The organism is Nostoc sp., from assembly GCF_036916735.1.
GTDB lineage: Bacteria > Cyanobacteriota > Cyanobacteriia > Cyanobacteriales > Nostocaceae > Nostoc.
The window spans coordinates 212,376-239,118 of record NZ_JBALFV010000121.1; the positions used below are offsets into that span (position 1 = coordinate 212,376).

The following is a 26,743-nucleotide window of genomic DNA, read 5'->3' on the forward strand; positions in this document are numbered from 1 at the left end:
TGTTTAAACAGTTAAGTGTACCTGTGTGATGCCTTGACGCATTTTATATTGTCGCTTTAACCAAGACTTTTTAATTATTTTACCAAGCAAAGGAGCAAGTTGAATCAACAGCGATCGCAGCAGTGTATTTTTTCGCAGTAGTTCGCCTTGTTTAGCTTCTTCTAACTGGAGTTGCTGGGCGCGGATAATTTCTGGCTCACGTTCTGCTTGGATGTGCGATAGTGCCATATCAATATCCTGGTGTCCAGTTTTTTTGTGCAATAGTGGCACAAGATGATTAGCAGCAACAATCACATCACGGAATGCGAGATTAATTCCTTGAACGCGGACAGGAGACATTGGGTGTGCAGCGTCACCCAGAAGCAGTACCCCTGGTGCGTGCCATTGTGGGCAATAACCAACCACAACAGAAAGCCGAATGGGGGATTCGATGGTTTCTGCATGATTACGGAAATGCTCTGCTAGCCATGAGGGTGATAGTGAGGCAAAAATCTCTGCCCAATTGGCTTGCTTGAAGTCGGTGTTTTCGGTTGCGGATATCACCCAAGCCAGATGCAGTTTTCCTGACTCTGCTCCATGAAAGATGGTAAATACACGATCGCCATTTACAATAGTACGAAATACATTATCGCCTGCAAACTCAGGACTGGCGGCAAGTTTAAACCAGAGAATATCAATATTTTTGGGCTGGCGGACCAATTCCAATCCTATACGTTGTCGCACAAGAGAATTTCGACCATCTGCCCCAATCACTAAGTCAGCAGTTAGTTCTCTGCCATCGCTTAGTACTACACCTGCGACACGTTGATTACTCCAGCGTAAATCTTTGACTGGAACACCCTGGATAAATTCAAACCCATCACTGGTTTGAGCTTCCAAAATCAGTGCATTGAGTAGCGGTGGTTGTGAAACCAGGGTACAGGGTCGGGTTGCTCCCATTGGTTCATCAACTCGAAACAACTGCTTTTCACCCAGAATAAATTCCCAGGCGTCGAGTTGTCGATGGGGAATATGCTCTAACAATCCCGATAGACCCATTTGCTCTAGTGCATCTAACCCACTGGGCATTAATCCTTCACCGCGAAAAACACGATGAAAGTCTTTTGCTGCTTCAATTAACGTAACAGGAATACCACGTTTTGTAAGAAGCAGGGCAAGGGTTACACCTGTTGGGCCTGCGCCTACAATCACAATCTGCACTATCCCATCCCTCCTTTATAAATCTTGGTTGAATTATCTTTGGATTAACCCAAACCCAGTTCTCGTTTTAGCAAGTTAATCGAGTTAGTGCCGATATAATTTTCAACCTTAATCAGCTTTGGTGGACGAATAATATCTTCATCAGATGCTTGCACGGCTGCTTGCACTGCTGCAAAACTGGCTTGATCGCTGATGATTACCTCAGCCCGTTTAACCATTGCTTGAAGTTTATAAGCATCTTTTGGTTGTGAAGTCATCACTAATAGTTCATCTCCTCGCAGACCGTGCAGGATGACTTCTGCTGCTCGTGCAATCCCGGAACTGAGACTAACTATACCTACACAGTTTTCTTTTGGTAGGGTTTTCAAAAGGCTGAGTTCTTTGCTGTAGTCGTAGATATCCAGAGGAATTACCCGTGCAGCTTTAGGAGCTGCGATCGCTTCTACATTACTGATAAAATATCGACTTGTAACTACTGTCGCAGAGGTAGTTTTATCTAACACTGCTGTTAATTCTTCCATTGCTACCAACTGGACTGGGATTTTTAGCGATCGCTCTAATTCATACACCATCAACTCACCAGCACCCATATCATAAGATGGAACTGCAACCAGTACCCGCGCACTACAACGCAAGCGCCAGTCAATTTCTGCTAAAAATAGCTCTCTGGCTTGATTGAGCGAACATCCTTGCGAAAGCAACTCGTCAAGTGCTTTCTGGACTACTTGATATGCATCAGGATTTTGTTTGAGTATTGGTGATTGTAGCCTGCTACCGCCCTCATGACCTTGGGCACGAACATAAATTCCTGAACCAGCCATACTTTCAACAAATCCGTCTTCTTCTAGTTGACGGTAAACTTTGCTAATGGTGTTACGGTGTAACCCAGTTTGCATTGCTAATGCCCTTGTGCTTGGCAATTTGTAAGCAGGGGGATATTGTCGAGAAGCGATCGCAAACCGGATTTGATTAAACAGCTGAGTTGATGCGGGAATTTCGCTGTCTGGCTGAATACGGAATTGAATCATCAGCAAACCTCCTGAATACTGAGTGGGGAGAGACGCGATTGATCGCATCTGTAAGGAGTGGGGAGTATTTAAGTGTTGCTTTCCTACTCAGCACTTTTAACTCAACACTCTTTTACTGACCAGCTGCATTTGCTACATGTCAAATATTTTATTTACATATAAAGTTTTTCTGGTACAAATTTCTAATGCGCTCCTATTGACAATTGATAATTTCAATGGAAATAACCTGGTCATACTGGCATAGTTATATCAAATAAACACACGGCTAATCATACAGCACTGGTAAAAATTATTATGACAGAGCAAGCAATAATTACCACAACAGTTAATCTTTTGCAAGATAATATTCAAATTTCCGCTTATCTGGCAGAGCCAAAAGAAGCTGGATCTTATCCTGGAGTGGTAGTATTACAAGAGATTTTTGGTATCAACGTTCACATTCGGGATGTTACAGAACGAATTGCCAAACTTGGGTATGTAGCGATTGCACCTGCACTTTTTCAACGGACTGCTCCTGGCTTTGAAACCGGATACACACCCGAAGATATTGAAACGGGCAGAGGCTACGCTATGCAAACTAAAGCCTCAGAGTTATTGAGTGATATTCAATTAGCAATTGACTACCTCAAAAATCTGCCCCAAGTAAAAAAAGATAGTTTTGGCTGTATTGGTTTCTGTTTTGGTGGTCACGTTGCATATCTTGCAGCCACCTTGCCAGATATTAAAGCTACGGCTTCCTTCTACGGCGCTGGAATTACCACTCGCACACCAGGAGGTGGCGCTCCCACTGTTACCCGCACTAAAGAAATTCCAGGCACTCTCTATGCCTTCTTTGGCAAAGAAGATGCTAGCATTCCACCCGAACAAGTAAAGGAAATTGAAGCAGAGTTAGAAAAATATAAAATTCCTCATCGTGTGTTTCGCTACGATGGAGCTGACCACGGATTTTTCTGTGACCATCGTGGCAGTTATAATCCTAAAGCTGCTGCTGATGCTTGGGAGCAGGTAAAACAACTCTTTGGTCAACTGAACTGAAGGATACACAATCAAGTTTGTCATTAGTCATTAGTCATTAGTGAATAATAAAGGACAACTGACGAATGACAAATGACAAGTGACAAATGACAATCTAAACTCCAGTTGCACCATATCAAATAACAATTAATCTTCAAAAGTCATGAATTCCGAATCGAAACTTTCTCAAACAGCCAATTCGTCGTTTACGATGGATGATTTTGCCAAAGCACTAGAAAAACACGACTACCAGTTTCAAAAGGGACAGGTTGTACATGGCAAAGTGTTCCAACTTGACCATGATGGAGCTTATGTCGATATTGGCGGCAAGTCGTCAGCTTTTCTACCGCGCGATGAGGCTTCTTTGAGAGCAGTTACCGATTTATCGGAGGTGCTGCCATTACAAGAGGAAATGCAGTTTTTGATTATCCGAGATCAGGATGCAGAAGGTCAAGTCACCCTTTCTCGAAAGCAGTTGGAAATTCAGCACATCTGGGAACGACTAGCCGAAATGCAGGAAAATGCTCAGACTGTGCAAGTAAAGGTTATGGGTGTGAACAAAGGTGGTATCACCGTTGATATCCTCTCCTTGCGGGGATTTATTCCGCGATCGCACCTGGCAGAGCGTGATAATTTAGAAGCACTTAAAGGTCAAAATCTGACTGTAGGCTTTTTAGAAATTAATAAAAGCACCAACAAACTCATCCTTTCCCAGCGATTAGCAACTCGTTCTAGCAATTTCAGCTTATTAGAACTAGGTCAACTGGTGGAAGGTAGAGTTACTGGTATCAAACCTTTCGGTGTGTTTGTTGATGTAAATGGTATAGGGGCTTTGCTTCATATCAAGCAGGTAAGCCAAAAATTCATCGACTCATTAGAAAAGGTATTTCAAGTTGGTCAGCCAATTAAAGCTGTAATTATTGACTTGGATGAAGGTAAAGGGCGGGTTGCTCTTTCTACTAGAGTTTTGGAAAACTTCCCTGGCGAAGTGCTGGAGAATATGGAAGAGGTAATGGCTTCGGCTGAGGCGCGTGCTAATAGAGCTAATAACAAAGCTTCTGAATAGTTTTGAGATGGGCTGCTTGTACAAAGCATTTAAATCCCCATCTGAAACAATTTTGAATTTTGTTAGTACAGCGTAAAGCCTTCAACATAGCTTCTCTACCAGAGGCTGCGTCAACGCTTAGAGCGAGTCTGCTAGCGTCATTTTGAATTGTTAATACTCCCTCTACATTTACAAAAATGTGGGGGGATTTTAAATTGGAAAAGCTTTTTCCAGACTCCTTTCTAGGCTCTGGCAGGAAATGCAGGTAAAACAAGAATTTCAGTCAGCTTCAGATGACTTTCGCTATGAGCCGCAGAATTTATTCTGAGGCGGACGTGTGGAGTCGAATTTAATAAGCAAAATGGCATTTGACTTACTCCAACTTGCCGGAAGTACAACCACTAATATCCAATTTCAAAAATGGACACTACGATTTTATGTTCACGCGTTCCGAACTTGAAATCAAAACTATTAAGGAATTACGCGACTTGTGTCGTAGATACGGCATCAAACAAACTGGGAATGCAGAATACAAAACCTCGTACATGGTAACTCTAATGGCATTTCCACTTTTAGCCCTGCAACAAATGAACCAAGGTAAAGGGTTAAAATTCCCTAACTTTAACGCTATCCAGGTAATCAATTGTGCTATAGATGAGATGAATTCACCCACAGATGAGCAAGCAGCACTAATTCGGATAACGCTTGAGGGCAGGAAAATGAGTTATCCTGACCGATACGACCAAGAAAACCTGCTAAATTTGCACAAGGCTAAGATGTCGCTTGAACAAGCTGTTGACTTATTGAGCCAGTAAAACTAATCCCATTACCCCATCCCCTGCATCTACAAAGATGTAGGGGATAATTTTTTGAGATTAAGATAAATAAGGTGTGACTTATTGGCTAATAAAGACCTAACCCCCAACCGCTTCCCTACCAGGGAAGAGGAGTAAGATTCAAAGCCTCTCTCCTTTTACGAGAGAGGAATGGAAGTGAGGTCAAAGTGTATTGCATACAAACGAGCGTAGGCGTAGCCCATCGTAGACATCGCTATATAAACCCTGTAACTATTCAATCTAGGTATTTATATGTTTCTGGTAACTGGTGCAACGGGAGGAATTGGTCGCAGAGTTGTGCGACTCCTACGACAAAGAGAACAGTCTGTGAGGGCATTTGTCCGCCTGACATCGCGCTACAGCGAGTTAGAACACCGGGGTGCAGAAATCTTTATCGGTGACTTGCTAGAAGAAAAAGATATCCAGAAAGCTAGTCGGGGTGTCAAGTATATTATCAGCGCCCACGGTTCTGATAGTGATGCCTTATCTTTAGATTACCGCGCTAATATTGAACTCATCGACCAGGCGAAAGCCAATGGTGTAGAGCATTTTGTCTTCATTTCCGTACTAGGAGCCGAGCGCGGATATGAAGATGCTCCTGTGTTCAAAGCCAAACGAGCAGTAGAGCGATATTTGTCAGCTAGTGGCTTAAATTACACTATTTTACGCCCATCTGGATTAGCATCTAACTTGCTGCCACTAGTAGAACAATTTCGGGAAACGGGATTGTATTTGCTCATTGGCGATCGCAAAAACCGTACCTCAATTGTCAGTACCGATGATTTGGCAAGGATAGTAGTAGATTCTGTGACAGTTGAAGGCGCTCGTAACCAGATTTTACCAGTGGGAGGGCCAGACATTTTATTACGAGAAGATATTCCCCGGATTTTTGGTCGGATCTTCAACAAACAGCCAGTAATAATTAACTCACCACTATTTGCTATTGATGGGTTACAGAATGCATTAGGTTTAATTAATCCCCAAATCCAAAAAGCTTTGGGAACTTATCGCACATTGCTAGCAAATGAATTTTTCTGTACAAAAGATGAAATTGCCAATTTAGAAGCAACTTATAACTTCCAGTTGGAAACATTAGAAGGTTTTTTGCGGCGTTATCTAGCAGTTTGAATAGTCATTAGTCATTAGTCACTTGTACTGAGCGTAGTCATTGGCGTAGCCTCTGGTAGAGAAATATTGGTCGTTAGTCAATAACTAAGAACAAATGACAAATGACAAATGACAAAGCACAAAGGACAAAAAATATATGGTAAATGCTGCTCAAGCACGTCAAACAAAAGAGCGATTCGCCCAACCAGAGGAACAACTTACTTATGAGTTGGGGAAAGCAGTACAGGAATTGCCACCCCTGTATACAAGATTATTAGCAGGAACGATAAGCGTCATTGTATTTGGAACGCTCGCCTGGGCGTACTTTTCGCAAATCGATGAAGTAGCAACAGCTCCAGGGGAATTAATTGCTTCCACACAGGTAAGACCGGTGACATCCTTGGGTGGGGGGTCAATTGTTGGTGTTAAAGTCAGAGAAGGCGATCGCGTTACTAAAGGTCAAGTTCTGATTCAAAAAGATCCAGACTTGCAAATAACTGATGTATCCCGCCTAGCCAAATCTAGTAGATTGATTCAGGACGATTTGCAACGTTTAGATGCAGAACGCACCGGAGGCAAAACTGCTGGGACGAAACTGCAAGATGAACTTTTAAGCTCCCGTCTGCAAGACTTCCAAGCGCGTCAAGCAGCAGCAGAAGCAGAAGCAAATCGCCAACAAGCACTCATAGATCAAGCTAAAGTCCGTTTGACTCGGTTGCAAGACAACTTAGTTAATGCCAAAAGCAGCGTTGTCAATGCCAAAACCAACCTTGCCAACGCAGATAGCATCCGAGTTAAAATTGAAAGTAATTTGGCACTTGCCCAAGAAAGGGAAAAAAGCCTACGCACCCTAATTACTCCTGGCGCTGTACCTCGTGTCGATTACTTGGATGCCCAAGAAAGATTAACTCGTGCAAAGACAGAAATCACTAAATCGCAAGATGAAGTGACTAACGCCCAAAATAAAATAACAGAGGCTCAAGATAAAGTTACATCATTAGAAAAAGATGTTGCTGCCCAAGTCCAAGAAATTCGCCAAGCAGAACAAGCTTACAATGCTGCACGCAGCCAGGCCCAGCGTGTAGCATCAGAACGCCAAAGTGAAATTTTGACCCAGTACAACAAGCGTAAAGAAGAACTAACAACTATTCAAGGTCAATTAGAGCAGGCGAGGAAGCAGCAAGCTTTAGAAACGATTGAGGCTCCTGTTGCCGGTACAATTTACAGAGTTAAAGCCACCAAGGGACCAGTGCAATCAGGTGAAGAATTGCTGTCAATTTTGCCAGAAGGGGAAGAAATGCTCCTAGAGGTGAAAGTTCTCAACCGCGATATTGGGTTTATTCGTCAAGGAATGAAGGCAAAAGTAAAAATGGCAACTTTCCCCTTCCAGGAATTTGGCACTGTGAATGGAGAAGTTATGCAAGTCAGTCCGAATGCAATTGTTGATAAAGAATTAGGCTTAGTTTTTCCCACCAGAATTAAGCTAAATAAACACTCAGTTAATGTTCGGGGTCAAGAAGTAGAATTTACGCCAGGTATGTCTGCTACAGGTGAAATTGTCACTCGGAAAAAGTCGATTTTGACATTCATCACTGAGCCTGTGACACGGCGGTTCAGTGAGGCATTTTCAGTCAGGTAGTTTTGTATTAAGGACTTCCAGAAAATAAATTATCCAATTTTGATAACAAAAACGATCTTTAGATTCTTCCTCCCCTGCTCCCCCGGTTACTGAGCGCAGCGATGCACTGAGCTTACCGAAGTGTCGAAGTATGCTCCTCTGCTCTGGCAATTTTACTAGAGGGAAGCAAATTCTTTAGTTCCCCTTCTCCCAAGTTGGGAGAAGGGGTTAGGGGATGAGGGCAAAACGCCCTCGCAAAGCAGATTTTTTCTTAAGTTGACACCAGTGACAAGATGTCCACCCCACAAGATTGGATAATTTATTTGTTGGAAGTCCCTTAAGCGAGCAGTATTGCAACCCAACCTACAAATTTTCAAAACCTATGTAGTATTGGATACTATTGTATCTGTATCGAATTTAACTATTCCTCCTGATTCAGGCTTGTCAATATTTAAATGCGTTTGCTCTAAGGGAGAAGTTTGTCAAACTCACGTTAAATCACTATAATTTTCAACCGAGACCCAAATATTTTCTAACCTGTTCTAATTGTTTTAATTGTTTTTGGATTTGCTCTCTTAGGTTGTCAAAATCAAGATTATTCTCACTACTATCGATATTGATGCCACTGAATATCCTATTGTAGTCTAGAGGTGAAGACCATAATTCTGGATTAACTAATGTATCATTACCTTCAGATGATGTTAGATATTTTGTTGTTTCTGTAATTTTCTGACCAATTACAGAAGCAACATCTAAATTATTTAAACTAGAAATAGTCGTTGGTGTCAAATATTTTGCATTTGGTGTAATTACCTGATTTGTTGTAGAACCAAAATCGAAATTATTGTAACTAGAAATACCTTGTGCTGTAAAATATTCTCCTGTTTTTGTAATCGTCTGACTCGACAGAGAACTGACATGAGAAATATTCAAATTAGAGGTTGTACTTTGTGTACTATTTCCTGCGGTTTCTGTGACAATCTGACGGACTTGGGCATCAGTCAAGTTGGGATTAGCACTAAGCATCAGAGCAACGATACCAGCAACATGGGGAGTAGCCATAGATGTGCCGCTATAAGTTGCATACTGATTATTCGGAACTGATGAATAAATCTTGACTCCTGGAGCTGTGACGTAAGCGATTTCATTTGTTCCAGAGCGGTTAGAGAAGTCAGCTAAATTATTATTCTTATCTACTGCTCCAACAGCAATTCCTGACTTGGATGCATAGCGGGCGGGATATTCTGGTGATGAGCCACCATCATTGCCTGCTGCCATAACGACAATTACTCCTTTACTGCTGGCATAGTCAATAGCTGACTCTACAGTGCGATTAGAAGATGTGCCTCCTAAACTCAGGTTAATCACATTAGCTCCATTATCCACAGCGTAGCGAATGCCCTTAGCAATGGAACTATAGGAACCAGAGCCAGAGCTATCTAAAGCTTTGACAGGCATAATCTTGGCATCATAGGCAATACCAGTGACTCCATAGTTATTATTTTCTCCTGCGATCGTGCCAGAAACATGAGTGCCATGACCGTTGTCATCTAAGGTGTTGTTATTTTTATCAGCAAAGTTCCAGCCGTAAGTATCATCAATATAGCCATTGCCATCATCATCTATACCGTTACCTGCAATTTCCTTGGTATTTGTCCAGATATTGTTTTTTAAATCCTCGTGGTTATAGTCAACCCCAGTATCTACAACAGCAACAACTACACCTTTACCCGTGTATCCATGTGCCCAGACTTCCGGTGCTTTAACCAGGTCTGCTCCCCAGTTATTGCCACCAAGATCAGGAACATCAGCAAAGGTATTCTGATTAATAGCTCTAGCCACTGCTGCCGCTCCATTAATTAAGCCATAGCCATTAGTGGAGTTATAATTTTGAGCGCTAAAAGTATTAGCAGTAGCATTATTACTATTTTCAAAGTCACCGTGATTTAGCAACTGCACATCAGCATCACCTGAATTATAGCTACTAGGTCTGCTGAAGTTGAGGCTATGGTTATCTTTCGTTTTAAAGCTATCTAATGAGGAAATTGAAGTGACATTTAGCTGTTGATTTGATAACATACTGTTCTTAACATCATCTATGAGCATAAGTATTTCTTTTAAAAGATAGCAATCGTTTATTGACAGTTTGAAGCTTAAAATATCGCTCAGAAAAATTCAATATGTGAATAAGCTCTATTGTCATAATTACTATGAAATTTTCTAATAAAATGCTAAGTTTATTACCAAAAAACCTTCTGAAAACTATGGTTTTTATTAAGAGTAAATTTCTCAAATGAATCTTAGATATTTTAAATGTATTAATTGAGACTAATGCAATGATAAAAATGTTATGAATGTTACTAATATTCAAACTACTGCGATCGCTACCTATAAAAGTATTTACGCTACTCAAACTGGAGCAAGGCTAATAGGCTAAAGATAATCACTCGATAAACAAGCTAACCAAACCGTATTGCAAGCGAGGGTAAGACAATTTTGGATTTTATATTTTAGATTTTTGATTGGAAATCGCTTTCTATTTGCGAGTTAAATTAATCCATCTGTATTAATTATTTTTCCAATCGGTATAATTATTAAAATGATTGCTAAAAATTAAAATGGCGAATTGAGTATAGCTCAATTCGCCAAAAACTATTATTAAGAGGCTTTCCAGACGTTTATCTTTTATGTAACTAGAAGCATTGAGTTAGTTAAATATTTGCCTGCTGCCGTTGATATAATGACCAATACAAACCCTTTTGTTGCAACAATTGGGAGTGAGTACCACGTTCGGCAATTACGCCTTGCTCCAACACCAAAATCAAATCAGCACGTTTGAGAGGGGCAAAGCGGTGAGCAATTAAGAACACGGTACGATTAGCAGAAATTTTTTGTAGGTTTTGCAGTACTTGTTGTTCGGTTTCACTATCCAAAGCGCTGGTAGCTTCATCCAAAACTAAAATTGGTGCTTGGGAAAGAAATAACCTTGCCAGGGCAATACGTTGTCTCTGTCCACCAGATAAAGCGGTACCGCGTTCGCCAACATTGGTTTCGTAACCGTAGGGTAATTGACTGATAAAATCGTGTGCTACTGCTAATCTTGCCGCCTCTACTACTTGCTCTGCGGTAATGTCGGGACTACCGAGAGTAATATTTTCTAGAATGGAACCGTTAAATAAAAAGTCTTCTTGGAGAACTACACTAACTTGTTGTCGCAATGAAGCTAAATCGGCACTTTTTACATCAAAACCATCAATGAGGATGCGTCCTGATTCAATTTGATAGAGGCGTTGCAATAGTTTAGACAGGGTACTTTTCCCAGAACCGCTACGTCCGACAATGCCAACAAATTGCCCTGGTTCGGCATTGAAAGATATTCCCCGCAGAATTGCTTCAAAGTTCGGCTGATAGCGGAAAAAGACTTGCTCGAAGGTGACTTGTCCTTTCAGGGGTGGTAAAACTAAACCAGTTCCCAGTTCAGCTTCAGGGGAGACGTTGAGAATATCACCAATGCGATCTACAGAAAGTAGCACTTGTTGGAGGGTTTGCCACAACTGTACTAAGCGCAAAAGTGGGCCTGTGACTCTACCAGACAGCATTTGAAAGGCAACAAGCTGTCCGACTGTGAGCTTTTGTTCGATGACTAATTTGGCTCCATACCAGAGAATCAGCATCGTGGAAAAATTGGTGAGAAAGTCACCAATATTGCTACTGATATTGGAAGTGGTAGAAGCTTTAAAACCTGTGCGAATGAAGCGAGCAAATAAACCTTCCCAGCGATCGCGGGCTACTGGTTCTGCTGCATGGGCTTTAACGGAGTGAATTCCGGTGATTGTCTCTACTAGAAACGATTGACTATCGGCACTCCGGTTAAAAGTCTCGTTGAGCCAGTTACGCAGAATTGGTGTTGCAACTATTGTTAAAGTCGCAAATAGCGGCAGTACTGCTAAGGCGACAAAGGTAAGTGGAATATTATAGTAAAACATCAATGCTAGGTATACCACAGCAAAGATGCTATCTAGAATCACAGTTAATGCTGTACCTGTGAGAAACTGACGTATTTGTTCGAGTTCCTGAACTCGTGCTACTGTGTCTCCAACGCGCCGCGACTCAAAATAAGCTAATGGCAGTCGCATCAGATGACGAAATAGCTGTGCTGATAAACTTAAATCCAGACGACGAGCTGTATGGGTAAAGATGAATAGGCGCAGAATGCCAAGTATGGACTCAAATATGGCTACGCAAAAAAGTGCGATCGCCATGACATCGAGAGTCGGCAAACTCTCTTGCACCATTACTTTATCAATGACAACTTGTGTAATTAGTGGTGTTGTTAAACCCAAAAGCTGCAAGGTAAAAGATGCTACCAGTACTTCTGTGAGCAATTCCTTATACTTCCAAACTGCTGGGGTGAACCAACTAAGGTTAAATTTTTCTTGCTGGGATATGAGTTCTACTTGCCACAATCGTCCATCCCAAGATGCCTCAACTATCGACTGCGGTAAGCTTTCACAAATGCGATCGGGATTTAGAGGGTTAGCGATAATCAGGCGATCGCCTTTAACTCCATAAGCTACCACCCAAGAAGGACTCTGGGGTGAATCAGAATTCCACAGTAGTAAAGCTGGGAATGACAACTGTCGCAACTCACCCCAACTCACTTGTAACCGCCGCAACACTAACCCTAACTTTTCTCCTGCTTCCACAACCTGTTTTGGGTGTTGTCCTCTGAGTTGGCGCTGCACCCATTCCAGTTGCACAGAATTTTCTAACTGTTGCGCCACCATTGTTAAACAAGCAGCAGCAGTATTCCAGCTAGCAACAAAGGGATAACTTGAGACGATCTGATTGGTGGTTGGAAGTCCTCTTTGGGGTTGGAGGCTGTGGGGGCTGGAAGTTCCCTCTGAGGCTGGTGCCAGTGAAGAAGTAGAAGAGAAGGAAAATGTGTCTTTCTTTCTCTCCATGTCTACTGGTAACACTTGCCAGAATTCCTGAATTTGTGGGTTAGAAAATTCTGCCCACAGCGCTGTGTGCCAACATACTATTACTACTTCTTTACTAGCAGCTACAGCTTTAAAATCCGCAGATAGCTTTTGGAAGTCACCAAACCAATCCCCTACATCTAGTAGGGCTGCTAAAGATTTACCAACTCCCTCTTGAGACAGCGCGTTGGACGGCTTTGCCGACTTGTAGCGACTATCCTCTCGTAAGCGGACTTTCCCAGCCACAATTAAGAATTGGTAACCGCCAACATCGTTTGACCAGATTTTCTCTCCAAGACGATACTGACGAGTTTCGGACTCCTTTTCTAATCGGGATTGTTGTTCGGGAGTCAGCCAGCATAATGGTGGCTGATGCCAAGGCAAAGAAGCTAGCACTTTTAATCGTAAAGATTCATTATCCAGAATATTTAACTCACTTGTAATTTGACTGTCAGTTTTTGAATTTTCTCTGCTAGCCATTTCTCAAATAACTCATTTTGTAGTGCTTGTTTTAGTTGAGTATCTTCTAAAGACGCTGGCAGAAATTGTTCTACTCGAAACAAACCATAAGGTCCTTCTCCTTGGGGAGAGTCTTTGCCAACGATTTCTATTGGCCCGATCAATTGTCCAGGACTGGCCACATCAATAGCTGCCCGTAATATATCCGGCATAGTTCCTCGACTGACTATTCCCATCATGCCGTTCACAATTCGGTCATCTGAAAGGGAATACTCTTTAGCTAGTTGCTCAAAACTACCTCCTTCTTCAATTTGGGTGTGTAGTTCGTCTGCCAATTCTCGATTATCAACAACGATCCGAGAAAGTACCACCCGATCTAAAAAAATTTTGCGTTCAATAAAATATTCTGGGACTTTTGCTTCCGTCACTACAGTTTTTAGCTTTTCTAACTTGTAACCAAAAGCCACCGATGTCTGAAAGGTAGTGTAATCTGTGTTGTTGACCTTTAACCATTCTTGAAAACTTTGGGGGTCAATCAGTTGGTTTTTTAACCTAAAGTCAATAATTGCCTGTTCAGTTATTGCTGTACCAACCTCAATATCGTCTCGTGTTTGAATTTCTTCTTCAATTACGTACTGACGGAGAATATCGCCAATGAACTGTCCCAATTTTCCAGAGGCTTGCAGGTATTTTACTGCTGACTCAATAGAAATTATTTTGTCATTGATTGTCAAAAATGATAAAGATTCCATGAACTAGCTATGTAAAAATGATTAAGAACTTATAAGACTTTTAAATTAAATCATATAAAAATTATTTGGTTATTGAGGATTAAATATGATAAAGATTTTATAAACTAATTACATCTAAATGAGCAAAAAATCATATACCTAGTAAATAAAATAATTTCTCATAATTACTTTTACGGTCTAGCGGGGACAGAACAGGATTTAAAATATCAGTTATAAGGCAAAACCAGTTGTATAACCAAATCTTTATAAATTCAGAGAAATAATCAGGTAGATCAGCTAATGACATTTAAGTTGCATAAAAGCAGGGTTAGAGCCATTTACCCTTTAAGTGACGCTCCTACCGATGCTGCGCTATCGCTAAGGGACTTCCAGAGAATAAAATACTCAATTTATTCAGATGATATTTTTATTTTCCCCCAGCTAATAGCTCCCTGCTCCTCTGCCTACACAGCGATTGATTATTTTTTTAATTGGAAGTCCCTAACGCTGCGCTGTCGCTCTAAGCGTACTTTTTGCCTACGAGACGCTGCGCGAACAAAGAAGCAAGCTACGCGTAGCGTCTCTAAGAGTTGCTATGCCGGAGGCGTTCGTTGCCTCTCGTAGAGAAGGCTTTATGCTGCGAAGACAGTTAATCGTTCATGGGGGGAAAACCCCTTGGCGCTAGCCTCTGCCTTTGGGAGAACACCGCGCTAACTCACCAGAAGCTAATCGTTCTAGAAAAATGAATGATGATTAGTTTAGATAGGTGAAAATAGAGTAAAACATATTAAGAATTGTTTCTTGTCAGTTGCTTAACATAACCAAAGTTGTATCAGCTAAGGGCGTAATCTTAATAAGTAATCTTTTATTCTCACCTGTCTACTGAATTATACTTATCCATGTCCAGGCAAGTAGAACAGCTGTGATCGCACCGATTAACGTATTAAAAATATTTACGACTTCATTGGTCAGCCAAGTATACTTAGATTGCAATGTTGCCCCAATCACGCTTTCTAAGTTAGTGGCAATAAATGCTGCTAGTACACACCAAGTTACTCCCAATAGATCAATTAAACCAACTCTCCAACTAACAAATGCGATCGCTACAGAAGCGACAATCCCAGCTAAAGTCCCTTCCAAGCTTACCGCTCCTTCTGTACCGCGAGGCACTGGTTGGAGTGTGGTAATTAAAAAGGTGCTTTTACCATAGGCTTTACCGACTTCACTAGCAGTGGTGTCAGCCAGCTTGGTACTGAAACTCGCTACATAGGCTAACAACAATAGGGACTGGGGACTTGTACTGAGCAAAACCGAAGTATTGGGTACTACAGATTGTGGATTAAATACAATAAATCCCGAATTTATTATCCCTACTCCCAAAGCACACAGCGCCCCAGTCAAAGCCGAACCCCAAACATTTTCTGGGCCTCTTGCCCCAGAACGTTTTTCGGCAATTCCTTCAGCCTCCTTCTGCGCCATTCCGATGCGGGTAACGCCAGAACCAACAAGAAAATAGAACATTACGACTGCATATCCTTGCCAGCCTAAAGTTACCCAAATTAGGATGGCCAAAAACCAGGCATGGAATAATCCAACAGGGGTAAGCAGCTTTTTCGGAGCAATCCAAGCTAAACCCAATAGAATTGTGTTTAATACTACCGCCACCAACCACGGATTAACAGAATCAATTAAGGATGACATCAGCAATTAATCAATGAGTAATTTTGTCTGAATATCAACAGAATAACTAATTTGTTACCCCTAGTACCCCAAGGCGGAAGTCAAAAATTAAAATGAATACAACGTAGCGAAAGTCGTAAGTTATTAAATCTACGTTCCTAAGTCTGTACCCATGCAAATCTAAATTAGTATAGCTGCACAAGACTAAATAATTAAGTGTAAATTATCTAGATGCAGGGCAAATTCTACAGGTGCAGGGTGCAGGAGCTAAAGTGGTACTCAGTCTCCAATCTTAGTCATAAAGATAAAGAATATAAGTTAATGTCAATTAAAACTGTGTTCAAGTTGACCATAATGAAGATTTAACAGCAGAAATTGTAGATAGCATCAACTACTAGTCTTTTCCAGACAACCTATGAGCAAAACTTTATTCCATCTTGCTTTCCCTGTAACTGACATTGCCCAAACAAAAGCATATTATGTGGATGGCTTGGGCTGTATTCCTGGTCGTGAAAACCATCACGCCCTGATTCTGAATCTCTACGGTCATCAATTAGTGGCTCACGTCACCAAAGAACCCTTGACACTGCAACACAGTATATATCCTAGACACTTTGGGCTAATTTTTACCCAAGAACGTGACTGGCAAGACTTACTAGAAAGGGCACAACAACAAGAGCTACTTTTTCGTGAGGAAACTAAAAACCGCTTTGTTAGTTCTCCTCTTGAGCATCGCACTTTCTTTTTAGAAGATCCTTTTTATAACCTCATGGAGTTCAAGTATTATCGTCACCCAGAGGCGATTTTTGGGAGTTATGAACATACGCAAATTGGGGATAGGACTTGAAAAATTCGTAATTTGTAATTAAAGATGAATCGAGCGTGGCAAGCATTCTATAAGAATTGTATTTGATTTTTGAAATTATTTATGTGGTGCGCGTTCGCGTTGGCGAACGCAAGTAGCGTGTCGCAGACAAGCCTCTCTGCAAAGAGAAGCGTCTCGCACAGAAGCACAACGCAAGCACTAGAGGCAGCAGTAGAGAGTAGGAAATAGGAAATTAGGCTTTTCGAGTTGTACCGAGCTTTTTGAGAAATTAAATATTAGTCCTATAGTAGAGCGAACGTGGAAATAAACATACCATTTCAAATGGCGCAAGAGCTTGGAATACAATTCTTTCAACTTTTGAATGGGTGAATGCGTGACTTTTGCCTTACAGTACTAGCTACTGACTGGATTTTTTATTCAGTAATGGTAACTTAATAGGCTCTGTTAAAGCTGCTTTTACTACTGCTAAACTCCTGGGGTCTGTCAGCATCCAAGGGTGTAGAGCAACTGGTACTATGACTTCGCTTCCTACAGACATTTGTGAACTATTGGCTGGGACAATCATCAAATCATAAGGTGTCCAGATAGATGTAAAATTTAGCTGCCCCAACATTACAGCATCAGAATTTAAATCCTTGAGAAAAACGCTCTCAGGGCGCATTTGTAAGCAACCAGGACGCCAGGAACCATAAGCAACCACAGTTCCATGATGGGGCGAAGATATTGTGATAAACCTCTGAACGCGGTTAATTCCTCCCAGTCGCTGGACATAGTAACGGCTAACAATTCCTCCCATGCTGAAGCCTACTAAATCCAGATGTTGTTCTGGTGCAAAGGTGGCTTTAACATAATCTGCTACTTGCTTTGCCAACTCATCAAGACCCACATTACCATTATTAGGTACGAGATCCAGGGAATATACAGACCAACCCTGTAATCTTAACTGAGCCGCCATTTTATAGAAAACTGCCTCTGTGTCGTCAATCCCATGTATTAACAAAACGGGATTACGTTGTTGATTTTCAATGTTCATTTACAAAATCTGGCTAAATTAAGGGGTGTATTTCACTTTTGTAGGTACATACTACTTTACAAACTGAAGCTGTTGCTTTTTGGTTTACTGTTAAAAGACATTTTTGCAAAACTGAAATGCTCCCAAAGAGAGATTGTATAAAATTTAACTTATAGATAGCACTATTTGCTAACAGTCTATGACACTCTCCTCAGTGGTTGTTTTCTTCAATCAGCAATTTTAAAACAAAGAAATGTTAATTTTTGTAAAGCCTGCTTTTAGAATCTTGCTCTTAGTTACAGTAAAATTTAATAATTAGTTCTCGGTGTATACAGGTGCAAGTGCTTGCAAAAAAAACATTTGCCTTGTGGTTTTACTAAAATGTTGATTAAGCACAAACCTATAAGGGTTGTCACCACAATGGGGTGGCACAAACTAGAAAATGTAACATTTTGTCGTAATTTTTAACAATTACGGTCGAGTTTCAAATATAAAAGGTAAAAGGCAGGAGTAATTGTAATGGATTTTATCAAAAAGTTAATTTCGGGTATTCTTGGTTTCATTACCGGACTGTTACCAGGGAAGAAGAAAAGCAACGGCTACTTCATGGAATTGGACGAAGCCAAAGATGCTGCTAAAGATGCTGCGAAAGAAGTAGCATCGAACGCAAAGAAAGTAGCAGAGACAGTAGCAGATACAGTTGTATCAAATGCTAAAAAAGTAACGGCAACAATTACATCAGAAGCACCAGAAGCACCAGAAGCATCTAAGCCAGCTTCATTGAACGGCACAAAAACCGCCGCAGCTAAGGGCAAGGGTAAGGAAAAATCAGCTAAAAATCCCAAACCAGCTGATGTTACGCTTGTCCAGACTGCTGAGGGTCTTAAAGTTGAACCTGGCAAAAATGCAAAAGCCGCAGCAGCCAAAGTCCTCAAAGAGGAGCCAAAAGAAACTACCTTTGCGCCTAAATATCTTGCTCCTTCGGCTACTAGCTCTAATGGTCGTCGGCGTCCAGGGGCAAATATGAGCGCTTATTTAGATATGGCACGTCAGGTTAAAACCCCTGGTTAAATCACAGAGACGCGAAATTCCGCGTCTCTTTCGTGTCTATATACTACCGATGAGTTAGTTTCTGTCACTGCTTCTACACTAATTTTCGTTTCAAAACTTACCATTTGATACATCAAGTTTTTAATGCAAGCACGTTCCCATAACTGCGCTACAGCAATATTTCCTGTTTATTAAAATGTGAGATAAAACGTTTTTTCATAGTACTTAGCACCCGCAGCAATGCTAGAAATTTGTAGATTACCTCTGGCTTTATCCTGTTTGCGACCAAACAAGACTAATACTATATTTATAGACTTGATATAGCACTTCTATTTGATTTGTGAATTTACTTCTAAAGGTAAATAACAAGTAACTCAATTACGAATTATATTACCGTAAGTAAGTCGGTGCAATAAAACCAAATTGTGTCAATAAAAGTAAATAAGGTTTAAACTCTTTTTCTCCCTGCTTCCTGCTCCTTGCCTTTGCCTTATGCCAGCAATAATTATTTACGCCAACCTACTTAGTGAGGTGTAGCCCATTACAAATTATTTAACAAACACTAGTCCACTATATAAATGAAAAGCTGAGTCCCAATTAGTATGTTTCCTACGCAACAAATTAATGTGAGACTTGATATGGCCTAGCATTTCTGTTTTATCTAATGTTGTATCTGCAAAGCATGTGAAATCTGACCAAATTTTGACTTGAGGTAGTTGCTGGTCAATCCAACTTGATAAACTATTCCAATTAATTCTGATTGTATTTTGGCTAGCCTGGGGAATAATTTCTAAACCTTGTTGAAATTCATAGCCGTTATCATAAAGTCGGAGAATGGAACGTCTACCAGGTATGTGTAAATCACAAAACTGAGCATAGTCTTGTGTTTGAGTTTTCCATTCCAGTTTCCGGTGGGCATCAACATCTACAACTTGTTCAAAAATGGGCAACAGTCCCAGTACTCTTGCTCTGACTTCTGACCAGTCAAAGGTAAGAGAACCGAGTTGATTTGTCTGATTACGGCAAACAACAGTAGCTTGTGGGGTAGATTTTTGAAAATATTTGACTTGATAAACTTGAATTTGTTGAATTTGAGCTATTGTTGCCCAAAAGCAAGGAATGCCTGCCTGCTGTAACTGTTTCCCGTAAAATTTTAGTTCTCCTACTAGGCCAATGCGGTACAACCTCCAGCCACGACTTGGCAGTACCAGCCGTGCAGTGTAGGGGTCTAGCTGCATAATCTGAGCAAATTTTCGAGATGCTTTTGTTTTCAGTTCGTTACTGAGTGGCTCTAAAACTAGTACGCCAAGTTCGCTGTTATTCCCTTCGGCTGTTGCTCGGGAAATAGCTCTTTGTCTTTCTTCTAGTTCAATTTCTTGTAGCCGTCGCAAACCTTGACGTGCGAGGGTCACTATTCTACTATTCCTCGTATCTCGCAGAAGTTGCCGATAAACTTTTTCCGCATCCTGGAGTTTTCCAGATACTTCATGTAGCCGACCGAGATAAAATTGTACCCAAGGATGTTCTGGCGATTCTACTAGCAACTGTTTCAGTAATTTAGCAGCTGTTTGATAATCCTTACGCTCAAAGGCGATCGCAACTTGCTCAATCATGTTTCAATCCACTAGATCAATGTCTCGCGCAAAATCATTTTTGCGTGAGCTATAAATCATTTATACTTCACAAGCTGCGGTAATCAAGGATAATGCTACTACTGGGGCTGTAACTGCTCTCAGGATGCGGCGACCAAGGGAAACAGGCTGAAATCCAAATGCGATCGCATTATCTACTTCTTGTGTTGTCCATCCTCCCTCTGGGCCAGTAGCAATGACAATCGTTTCTTGTCCTGTCTTACAAAGTTCTGAGCAAAGGAAACCTGCACTCTGACTTTGCGCTATGTCATTTGTCATTTGTCCTTTGTGCTGTAAGCAATCTTTTAAATGAGGAAACTCACCACGCGCCACACAAATATATTGCTGACTGTTTGCAAATGACAAACCCGTATTAAAAGTAACAGGTTCTAAAATTGTCGGTACGAATGAGCGTTCTGATTGCTCGGTGGCTTCGGCAGCGATGCGCCGCCAGCGTTCCAGCTTTTGAGGACTAGGATGAAGCAAAGTGCGATCGCTCAATACTGGTGCAATACAAGTTACTCCTAACTCCGTACAACACCGCACAACTTCATCAAATCCATTGCCTTTAGGCAACGCCACCATCAGCGTAATTGATACAGGTAATTCAGTTTCTACCAAAAGCGTTTCTAAAACCCGTGCTTGTTCCCCTGCTAACTGTGCTAACCACCATTTTCCTTTACCATCCATTGCAATAAAGCGATCGCCTTCACGCAAGCGCAACACACGCCCCAAATAATGTTGCTGTTCTTTGGTGAGTAAAATTTGCCCTTGTTGGAATTGGGATGGGGCGATCGCAATTCTTTGCAGTTGAGACATTCTCTTAATAAACTACTGCCCTAGTCTAGAAATATGCCGCCATAATATTACCTATTTATTCTTCTTCGGACTTACGCAAAATATCTCTCAAACTCTGATTTCTCCGTGTCTGTGCGCCTATGCGGTTCGTTATTCCGTAACTCGTGCGTAAGTCCTATTTCTGTTTCTTCCTTTGCGTCCTTAGCGTCTTGGCGGTTCGTTAAAAAAATTAAGTTCTTCTAGCGCGATAGAAGTACGACTTATGCAACATAGATCCAAATGAACACAGATAAGTCATCTGTGTCCATTCATGGTTTAGTTTTTTATTCGGTTTACGAAAGATTCTCGAAGTAAGCCTCTAGCGCTTCAGTCACTAACTGAGTCATCGGCTTACCTTGGCTTTCTGAGACTTTCTTCAACTTGCTATAAACCTCTTCTTTCAAATTTACTCGATGGCGCGATTTGTTTGCACTATCGGCTGTTTGCGGGTCGTAGGTAGCAGCAAATTCGCGGATGGCATCAAAACCAACGCGATCGCAAAAATCACCAAACTTTTCCCTCGATTTCCGAGATTTTTTAAAGTAAACAAAAATCGGCTCTAAGAAGGTTTCTAAGTCATTATGGTGCAGCTTTTCTACGTAAGGTTGTGCCAATCGAGTCTGATTTGGCGAACCACCTAACCATAATTGGTAAGATTCTGGAGCGCTACCGACAAAGCCCAATTCTGCTAAGTAGGGACGAGCGCAACCGTTGGGGCATCCTGTCATTCTTACCACAAAATGCTCATTTTGTAAACCTACTTTATCCAAAAGGGCGCGAACCCGCTCCAAAATACCTGGTATTGCCCGTTCTGATTCCGTGATTGCCAAGCCGCAAGTGGGCAAAGCCGGACAAGCCATTGCATATCGTACTAAAGGTTCGATTTTGCTAGGGTCGTCTCCAACACCGTGACAGCTGAGAATATCTTGAATAGCTTCCTTGCTATCTGGTTCGATATCGTAAAAAATCAGGTTGTGGTTGGGTGTCAGGCGGATGGGTAAGTTGAATTGCTCGACAATTTCCCGCAAAGCGGTTTTCAGTTGAAACGAATCTTCATCCTTGATTCGACCATTTTCAATGGAAATTCCTAAGAATAGCTTGCCATCACCTTGTTCATTCCAGCCGAGGAAGTCGTGATATTTAAAATCTGGCAGTGGTTTGAAAGCTTCAACTGCTTTACCAAAATATTCTTCAACTTGGGCGCGGAATTTATCTACACCCCAATCGTTGATTAGATATTTTAATCTGGCATGACGACGGTCAGTGCGATCGCCATAATCTCTCTGGGTAGCAACAATTGCTTTCACTATGTCGTAAACGTCATCCTTGGCCACATAACCGATGGGGTCTGCTAACCTAGCGAAAGTTTCTTCTTTACCGTGTGTTCTACCTAAACCACCACCAGCAAAAATATTAAATCCTTCTAGCTGTTTCTTCTTATTAGTAATTACTACCAACGTCAGGTCTTGGGAATATAAATCTACCGAATTATCCCCTGGCACAGTCACGCAAATTTTAAACTTGCGGGGCATATAGTGAGTGCCGTAAATCGGTTCTTCGTTGTTATGGATAATTGTGCCATTGCCATTGCGCCCTCGTGCTGCCTTCACCTTTGGGTTTTCTTCAGCACTAATTGCTTTTTCCCCATCCAACCAAATTTCGTAATAAGCACCTGTTTGCGCTGAGAGCAAGTCAGCAATATTCTGGGCATACTCCCAAGCATATTGATACTCTGGGCGATTCTTAAAAGGGGCTGGTGGTGCCATCACGTTGCGGTTGATGTCACCACAAGCTCCCAAAGTCGAACCCAGGTTCTTGACTATAGTGGCGATCGCTGATTTAAGATTCTTCTTTAAAATACCGTGCAGTTGGAAACCTTGACGGGTAGTTGCTCGTAACGTATGGTTGCCATACTCATCAGCTAATTTATCTAAAGCCAGATACAACTGCGGCGGCACCAAACCACCCGGATTTTTTGTCCGCAGCATAAACTGGTAATCTTTTTCCTGTCCCTTGGTGCGGTTGTCGCGGTTATCCTGCTGGTAAGAACCGTGATACTTCAAAAGCTGTACCGCATTTTCGGTAAAATGGGTTGTGTCTTGAAGGATCTCAGTTGCTACAGGTTCACGCAAAAAATTACTATTTTCCTTGATTCCTTCTAGTTTGGAAGGCTTACGGCTAGCGATGGGGGAAGGAGCAGATTTAACCATTATACTTGTATAGTATTCTCAATAAAGCATTACGTAGACACCGAATCAGCACCCTTTGGCTACTTTATCCCCGGTAATCCGGCCGGAATAATGAGGAATATTCTAATTTTACCACGGCAAAAGCCGGCTTTGTCAGTGATGTAATACTTAACAAAACCAGCTTTTTGGAGTAGTGAGTTTTTCGTGCTGAGTCCTGAGTACTAAGTAAAGTATAGAGCGATTGAGGACTCAATAATTTTTTATTTGAAGCGATAGCCAATACTACCATTGATGCTAACAGCAGAAGCATCGCTATTTTGGTAGGCACCAAGTCCGACTTTAGCATTAGTGTAGACAAGGAAATTGTTAGCAACTTCCGATTCAACACCAGCACATACCACTACTGAATCTCTGTTACCTATAGGAGTTGGTGAGCCATCTTTTTATACAAAAGAATAACCACCAGTTAAATAGGCATTAGTTCTATTAGCAATGGGCACATCCACAGAAAGTTCTGGGATGATAGCACTCGTTTTATCACTCCAGAGGACATTACCACCAAATGTGGCATTATCGTTGATACCTTGTCCGCCACTGGTAACACCAACTGCAACACCAGCACCAACATAGCTAGCATCAGTACCTTTTTTGGTTTCAGCAGAAGCTTGACCAGCTAATAGAACAAGAGGAGCAATTATTAAGGAAGACAATGCAAAAATTGCTATGAAAGACTTGAGTAAGCATTTCATGATTTTTCCGAATTTTTGTATTTTTTACTTGTCTATTTCCAGTTGATAATTGTGTAATAATGTTCCAAATTTTTTCCAGCTTTTATTAACTTAATGTCGCTATTAATAAATGAGGTTTCGAGGTGAATTATCCGTGAAACTAAAAAAAAGCTGTTATAATTACATTCAATGTCTTTTCATCTAGGTTCTTTGTGCCAAAAATAGACGCTTTTAAAACTGGCACAATATTTGAAATTAAAACTAAGTCGAGAGATAGTAAATAAAATACTCGGTTAACAATTTTTTGCCGAGCTTTTCACAGATGATGAAAATTAGGCTGTAGCATCCGTTGCAACAAGGTATAGAGGGAATCTATAAAGTTAATTTTGAGCAATTCTTGTGGAGATTTAATAATGCTAACCGCTACAAAAACGTTGTCTGGTTTGATGGGTTTATGTGTCGGTGATGCGTTGGGTGTGCCAGTGGAGTTTACTAGCCGCGCTGAACGAGTAAAATCTCCAGTGACAACGATGCAGGGTTATGGCACATGGAATCAACCACCAGGAACTTGGTCAGATGATAGTTCATTAAGCTTTTGCTTGGCAGAATGCCTTTGTAGGGGATATTCGTTGGATGCTATAGCCAATTCCTTTTGGCGCTGGTACAAGGAGGCTTACTGGACTCCCCGTGGCGATGTCTTTGATATTGGTCAAACTACCCACACAGCTATTATGCGCCTAAAACAGGGGATTGTTCCCCATCAGGCGGGTGGGAAGGTTGAAAATAGTAATGGCAATGGTTCGTTAATGAGAATCTTGCCGATGGCTTATTGTCATAGAAATTTCACTTTAGGCGAATTGCTGGCGCGGGTGCATGATGTTTCGGCAATTACTCATGGTCATGCGCGATCGCAAATGGCCTGCGGCATTTATATTAGTATTGCAGTGGCGCTTTTGGAAGGGGCTGACCTTCAAACAGCTTATTTACAAGGATTGCAAGATATCCAAACAATTTATTCTGTCCGAGAATTTTTGTTAGAGAAACCCCATTTTGGCAGAGTTTTGAGTGGTGAGATTGCCAAGATACCAGTGGAAGAAATTAATTCTGGTGGCTATGTGATTGATACCTTAGAATCATCTCTATGGTGTTTATTAAATAGCTCGTCTTATTCTGAGGCGGTACTGAAAGCTGTCAATTTAGGCGGAGATACCGATACTACCGCCGCTGTTACTGGTGGGTTAGCGGGAATTTACTACGGGGTAGAAAATATTCCCAAACAATGGATAAACCAAATTGTTCGTAGACAGGACATTATTTACTTGGCAGAGCGTTTTGCAAGGGCTGTTTACACTTAGAGTTATTAGTTGATAGTAAAGAGTGGAGAGTTATGAAAATCCTAACTCCTCACTCTTTACTTTTAACTTGCTGAAAAATCCACTGCAAATAGGCTTGAGAACCGGCAACAATTGATAAAGCAATAATTTCTGGCACTTCATAGGAGTGCAATTCCTTAATTTTGGCTTCCAAAGCCGGAAATTGCGCCAAATCAGTTTTAATCAGTAATTGCCATTCTTGCTCATTATGCAGTTCCCCTTGCCAGGTATAAATTGAGTGGATTGGTAACAGACTCACACAAGCAGCGAGTTTTGCTTCCACAAGGGCATTTGCAATTGCTTGTGCCTCCTGGATGTTGCCAGTTGTCACCAATACCACACCATAGCCAGCAGGTGTCTCCATGACCTTTAAACCGTCGTAGACAACGAGTAGACCTGACCATCAATCAGCAATCGTGTGATGCCCTTAGCTTGTAGATGAGTCCGAGCCTTATGGAGCATTTTACTATCAGGAACTTTAATCACGCGATCGCGCTTCGTAGAAAAACGCTTGGCAACACGATGGTTATCAAACACCGGCAAAGTTCTTTGCTGGGTTTCCAGGCTGGGAATTTGCCCCAAGTCACCAAAGTCCTTCAGAGGACGGGTAATTAGTTCCGAAGAACGGTCAATTACCAAATAGCAAGTTTTTGGCAAATTAGCTATTGACAAAGGTAAAACTTGAACTGATGCTTCACCTGGTCTACGTTTTGTGACTAAAGGTCTTTGGTCATCCAGGTCATCATCATCAAAGTCTTCTTCCTCAAAGTCATCATCATCTAAGTCATCATCATCTAAATCGTCCAAATCCTCTGATTCGTCTAGCAAATCTTCGCCCAGCATCTGCGCGATGACGGCGGCTCCTGGATGTTCATTCTTTAGCGGTGGGATGGGAATACTGACTATTTCCGGCGGCTTTGGCTCTAGAGTTTCTAACTTCTCTGTGACTCGGAGCTTTGGTTTTTCTGTCGCCGAGGGGCGTCGCCGCACCCGTCTACTAGCAGCGATTGACTCCGCCGTTTCCTCTGAGTAAAGTTGCTCCTCTACATGAATTACCCTACGTGGTAGTGGCTCAACCTTTGGTACTTCTACAGGTGGGCTTTCGATGGGTAAAACTTCTATCTCTGGCTCTGGCTCTGGCTCTGGTTGAGTCAGTAGAGGTAGCTGCTCGTAGCTTACCTGCGCCCTACCTTCAGGAGTTCTCGCAGCCCGCTTTAATGAGACTAAGTATTCATACTCATCTTCTGGCAAAGTGCTTTTGAGCAGGCGACTAATTGTCGAATTACTCACACCATAGCGGTCTGCCAAAGTTGAGGTTGTTTCGGCAGTCTCTCGATATAACTTAAGAATTTCTTGTTTGTCAGAATCTGTTAGTTTTCTCACGGTAGATACCAAAA

Annotated in this window: 20 protein-coding genes and 1 pseudogene; 8 read left to right on the forward strand and 13 right to left on the reverse strand. The window is 41.5% G+C overall.

The window, feature by feature from the left end:
• Positions 1-3: 3 nt before the first annotated feature.
• Positions 4-1,203 carry an FAD-dependent monooxygenase gene (locus V7L20_RS30305; protein ID WP_334747696.1) on the reverse strand — a complete coding sequence of 400 codons (1,200 nt, stop codon included), beginning with the start codon at positions 1,201-1,203 and terminating at the stop codon, positions 4-6.
• Between the two features lie 41 nt (positions 1,204-1,244).
• Positions 1,245-2,228 carry a GntR family transcriptional regulator gene (locus tag V7L20_RS30310; RefSeq protein ID WP_334747624.1) on the reverse strand — a complete coding sequence of 328 codons (984 nt, stop codon included), beginning with the start codon at positions 2,226-2,228 and terminating at the stop codon, positions 1,245-1,247.
• A 294-nt stretch (positions 2,229-2,522) separates the two neighbouring features.
• Between V7L20_RS30310 and V7L20_RS30315 the strand changes: the two genes are divergently transcribed.
• The 5 genes from V7L20_RS30315 (at position 2,523) to V7L20_RS30335 (ending at position 7,869) form a co-directional block, all read left to right on the forward strand.
• Complete coding sequence (locus V7L20_RS30315; protein ID WP_334747625.1) at positions 2,523-3,263, forward strand: dienelactone hydrolase family protein; 741 nt, start codon at positions 2,523-2,525, stop codon at positions 3,261-3,263.
• 142 nt (positions 3,264-3,405) lie between these two features.
• Positions 3,406-4,308 (forward strand): S1 RNA-binding domain-containing protein, encoded by a 903-nt coding sequence (locus V7L20_RS30320; RefSeq protein ID WP_334747626.1) that lies wholly within the window; start codon positions 3,406-3,408, stop codon positions 4,306-4,308.
• Positions 4,309-4,724: 416 nt separating this feature from the next.
• Complete coding sequence (locus V7L20_RS30325; RefSeq protein WP_334747697.1) at positions 4,725-5,102, forward strand: hypothetical protein; 378 nt, start codon at positions 4,725-4,727, stop codon at positions 5,100-5,102.
• A gap of 273 nt (positions 5,103-5,375) precedes the next feature.
• A complete protein-coding gene (locus V7L20_RS30330) occupies positions 5,376-6,251 on the forward strand; it encodes an SDR family oxidoreductase (protein ID WP_334747627.1) in 876 nt (291 codons plus the stop codon).
• A gap of 136 nt (positions 6,252-6,387) precedes the next feature.
• On the forward strand, positions 6,388-7,869 hold the full coding sequence (locus V7L20_RS30335; protein WP_334747628.1) for an HlyD family efflux transporter periplasmic adaptor subunit: 1,482 nt from the start codon (positions 6,388-6,390) through the stop codon (positions 7,867-7,869).
• Between the two features lie 489 nt (positions 7,870-8,358).
• On the opposite strand, the gene V7L20_RS30340 is transcribed toward V7L20_RS30335, so the two are convergent.
• The 4 genes from V7L20_RS30340 to V7L20_RS30355 all read right to left on the reverse strand — a co-directional run bounded on the left by V7L20_RS30340 (position 8,359) and on the right by V7L20_RS30355 (position 15,721).
• Positions 8,359-9,954 (reverse strand): S8 family peptidase, encoded by a 1,596-nt coding sequence (locus V7L20_RS30340; RefSeq protein WP_334747629.1) that lies wholly within the window; start codon positions 9,952-9,954, stop codon positions 8,359-8,361.
• Positions 9,955-10,559: 605 nt separating this feature from the next.
• Positions 10,560-13,310: a peptidase domain-containing ABC transporter gene (locus V7L20_RS30345; protein WP_334747630.1), complete on the reverse strand. Its 2,751-nt coding sequence runs from the start codon at positions 13,308-13,310 to the stop codon at positions 10,560-10,562.
• Positions 13,259-14,041 carry a peptidylprolyl isomerase gene (locus tag V7L20_RS30350; protein ID WP_334747631.1) on the reverse strand — a complete coding sequence of 261 codons (783 nt, stop codon included), beginning with the start codon at positions 14,039-14,041 and terminating at the stop codon, positions 13,259-13,261. Before V7L20_RS30350 ends, V7L20_RS30345 begins: the two co-directional genes overlap by 52 nt.
• Before the next feature lie 858 nt (positions 14,042-14,899).
• Positions 14,900-15,721 (reverse strand): DUF92 domain-containing protein, encoded by an 822-nt coding sequence (locus V7L20_RS30355; RefSeq protein ID WP_334747632.1) that lies wholly within the window; start codon positions 15,719-15,721, stop codon positions 14,900-14,902.
• Between the two features lie 394 nt (positions 15,722-16,115).
• Here V7L20_RS30355 and V7L20_RS30360 point away from each other — a divergent pair, with 394 nt between their 5' ends.
• Complete coding sequence (locus V7L20_RS30360) at positions 16,116-16,547, forward strand: VOC family protein (protein ID WP_334747633.1); 432 nt, start codon at positions 16,116-16,118, stop codon at positions 16,545-16,547.
• Positions 16,548-16,923: 376 nt separating this feature from the next.
• On the opposite strand, the gene V7L20_RS30365 is transcribed toward V7L20_RS30360, so the two are convergent.
• Positions 16,924-17,559: an esterase/lipase family protein gene (locus V7L20_RS30365; protein WP_334747634.1), complete on the reverse strand. Its 636-nt coding sequence runs from the start codon at positions 17,557-17,559 to the stop codon at positions 16,924-16,926.
• A 498-nt stretch (positions 17,560-18,057) separates the two neighbouring features.
• Here V7L20_RS30365 and V7L20_RS30370 point away from each other — a divergent pair, with 498 nt between their 5' ends.
• Positions 18,058-18,609, forward strand: coding sequence for a hypothetical protein (locus tag V7L20_RS30370; protein ID WP_334747635.1), 552 nt, complete (start codon positions 18,058-18,060; stop codon positions 18,607-18,609).
• 527 nt (positions 18,610-19,136) lie between these two features.
• Here V7L20_RS30370 and V7L20_RS30375 read toward each other — a convergent pair.
• The 4 genes and pseudogenes from V7L20_RS30375 to V7L20_RS30390 all read right to left on the reverse strand — a co-directional run bounded on the left by V7L20_RS30375 (position 19,137) and on the right by V7L20_RS30390 (position 23,994).
• Positions 19,137-20,201 carry a tetratricopeptide repeat protein gene (locus tag V7L20_RS30375; protein ID WP_334747636.1) on the reverse strand — a complete coding sequence of 355 codons (1,065 nt, stop codon included), beginning with the start codon at positions 20,199-20,201 and terminating at the stop codon, positions 19,137-19,139.
• Between the two features lie 60 nt (positions 20,202-20,261).
• Positions 20,262-21,038 (reverse strand): 16S rRNA (uracil(1498)-N(3))-methyltransferase, encoded by a 777-nt coding sequence (locus tag V7L20_RS30380; RefSeq protein ID WP_334747637.1) that lies wholly within the window; start codon positions 21,036-21,038, stop codon positions 20,262-20,264.
• A gap of 311 nt (positions 21,039-21,349) precedes the next feature.
• On the reverse strand, positions 21,350-23,266 hold the full coding sequence (gene sir, locus V7L20_RS30385) for a sulfite reductase, ferredoxin dependent (RefSeq protein WP_334747638.1): 1,917 nt from the start codon (positions 23,264-23,266) through the stop codon (positions 21,350-21,352).
• Between the two features lie 239 nt (positions 23,267-23,505).
• A pseudogene (locus V7L20_RS30390) lies at positions 23,506-23,994 on the reverse strand (hypothetical protein).
• A gap of 392 nt (positions 23,995-24,386) precedes the next feature.
• On the opposite strand from V7L20_RS30390, the gene V7L20_RS30395 reads away from it, so the two are divergent.
• Complete coding sequence (locus V7L20_RS30395) at positions 24,387-25,328, forward strand: ADP-ribosylglycohydrolase family protein (RefSeq protein ID WP_334747639.1); 942 nt, start codon at positions 24,387-24,389, stop codon at positions 25,326-25,328.
• Between the two features lie 49 nt (positions 25,329-25,377).
• Here V7L20_RS30395 and cutA read toward each other — a convergent pair whose 3' ends face one another.
• Positions 25,378-25,710, reverse strand: a complete 333-nt coding sequence (cutA, locus tag V7L20_RS30400) for a divalent-cation tolerance protein CutA (RefSeq protein ID WP_334747640.1) — start codon at positions 25,708-25,710, stop codon at positions 25,378-25,380.
• 5 nt (positions 25,711-25,715) lie between these two features.
• Positions 25,716-26,729: a transposase gene (locus V7L20_RS30405; protein ID WP_334747641.1), complete on the reverse strand. Its 1,014-nt coding sequence runs from the start codon at positions 26,727-26,729 to the stop codon at positions 25,716-25,718.
• Positions 26,730-26,743: the final 14 nt, after the last annotated feature.

Bases quoted from the DNA above. Each gene is read 5' to 3' on its own strand.
- V7L20_RS30340 (WP_334747629.1), bottom strand. From the start codon at position 9,954: ATGCTCATAGATGATGTTAAGAACAGTATGTTATCAAATCAACAGCTA.
- V7L20_RS30350 (WP_334747631.1), bottom strand. From the start codon at position 14,041: ATGGAATCTTTATCATTTTTGACAATCAATGACAAAATAATTTCTATT.
- V7L20_RS30365 (WP_334747634.1), bottom strand. From the start codon at position 17,559: ATGAACATTGAAAATCAACAACGTAATCCCGTTTTGTTAATACATGGG.
- V7L20_RS30355 (WP_334747632.1), bottom strand. From the start codon at position 15,721: ATGTCATCCTTAATTGATTCTGTTAATCCGTGGTTGGTGGCGGTAGTA.
- cutA (WP_334747640.1), bottom strand. From the start codon at position 25,710: ATGGAGACACCTGCTGGCTATGGTGTGGTATTGGTGACAACTGGCAAC.
- V7L20_RS30320 (WP_334747626.1), top strand. From the start codon at position 3,406: ATGAATTCCGAATCGAAACTTTCTCAAACAGCCAATTCGTCGTTTACG.
- V7L20_RS30360 (WP_334747633.1), top strand. From the start codon at position 16,116: ATGAGCAAAACTTTATTCCATCTTGCTTTCCCTGTAACTGACATTGCC.
- V7L20_RS30395 (WP_334747639.1), top strand. From the start codon at position 24,387: ATGCTAACCGCTACAAAAACGTTGTCTGGTTTGATGGGTTTATGTGTC.
- V7L20_RS30330 (WP_334747627.1), top strand. From the start codon at position 5,376: ATGTTTCTGGTAACTGGTGCAACGGGAGGAATTGGTCGCAGAGTTGTG.
- V7L20_RS30325 (WP_334747697.1), top strand. From the start codon at position 4,725: ATGTTCACGCGTTCCGAACTTGAAATCAAAACTATTAAGGAATTACGC.
- V7L20_RS30315 (WP_334747625.1), top strand. From the start codon at position 2,523: ATGACAGAGCAAGCAATAATTACCACAACAGTTAATCTTTTGCAAGAT.
- sir (WP_334747638.1), bottom strand. From the start codon at position 23,266: ATGGTTAAATCTGCTCCTTCCCCCATCGCTAGCCGTAAGCCTTCCAAA.
- V7L20_RS30335 (WP_334747628.1), top strand. From the start codon at position 6,388: ATGGTAAATGCTGCTCAAGCACGTCAAACAAAAGAGCGATTCGCCCAA.
- V7L20_RS30370 (WP_334747635.1), top strand. From the start codon at position 18,058: ATGGATTTTATCAAAAAGTTAATTTCGGGTATTCTTGGTTTCATTACC.
- V7L20_RS30345 (WP_334747630.1), bottom strand. From the start codon at position 13,310: ATGGCTAGCAGAGAAAATTCAAAAACTGACAGTCAAATTACAAGTGAG.
- V7L20_RS30380 (WP_334747637.1), bottom strand. From the start codon at position 21,038: ATGTCTCAACTGCAAAGAATTGCGATCGCCCCATCCCAATTCCAACAA.
- V7L20_RS30310 (WP_334747624.1), bottom strand. From the start codon at position 2,228: ATGATTCAATTCCGTATTCAGCCAGACAGCGAAATTCCCGCATCAACT.
- V7L20_RS30375 (WP_334747636.1), bottom strand. From the start codon at position 20,201: ATGATTGAGCAAGTTGCGATCGCCTTTGAGCGTAAGGATTATCAAACA.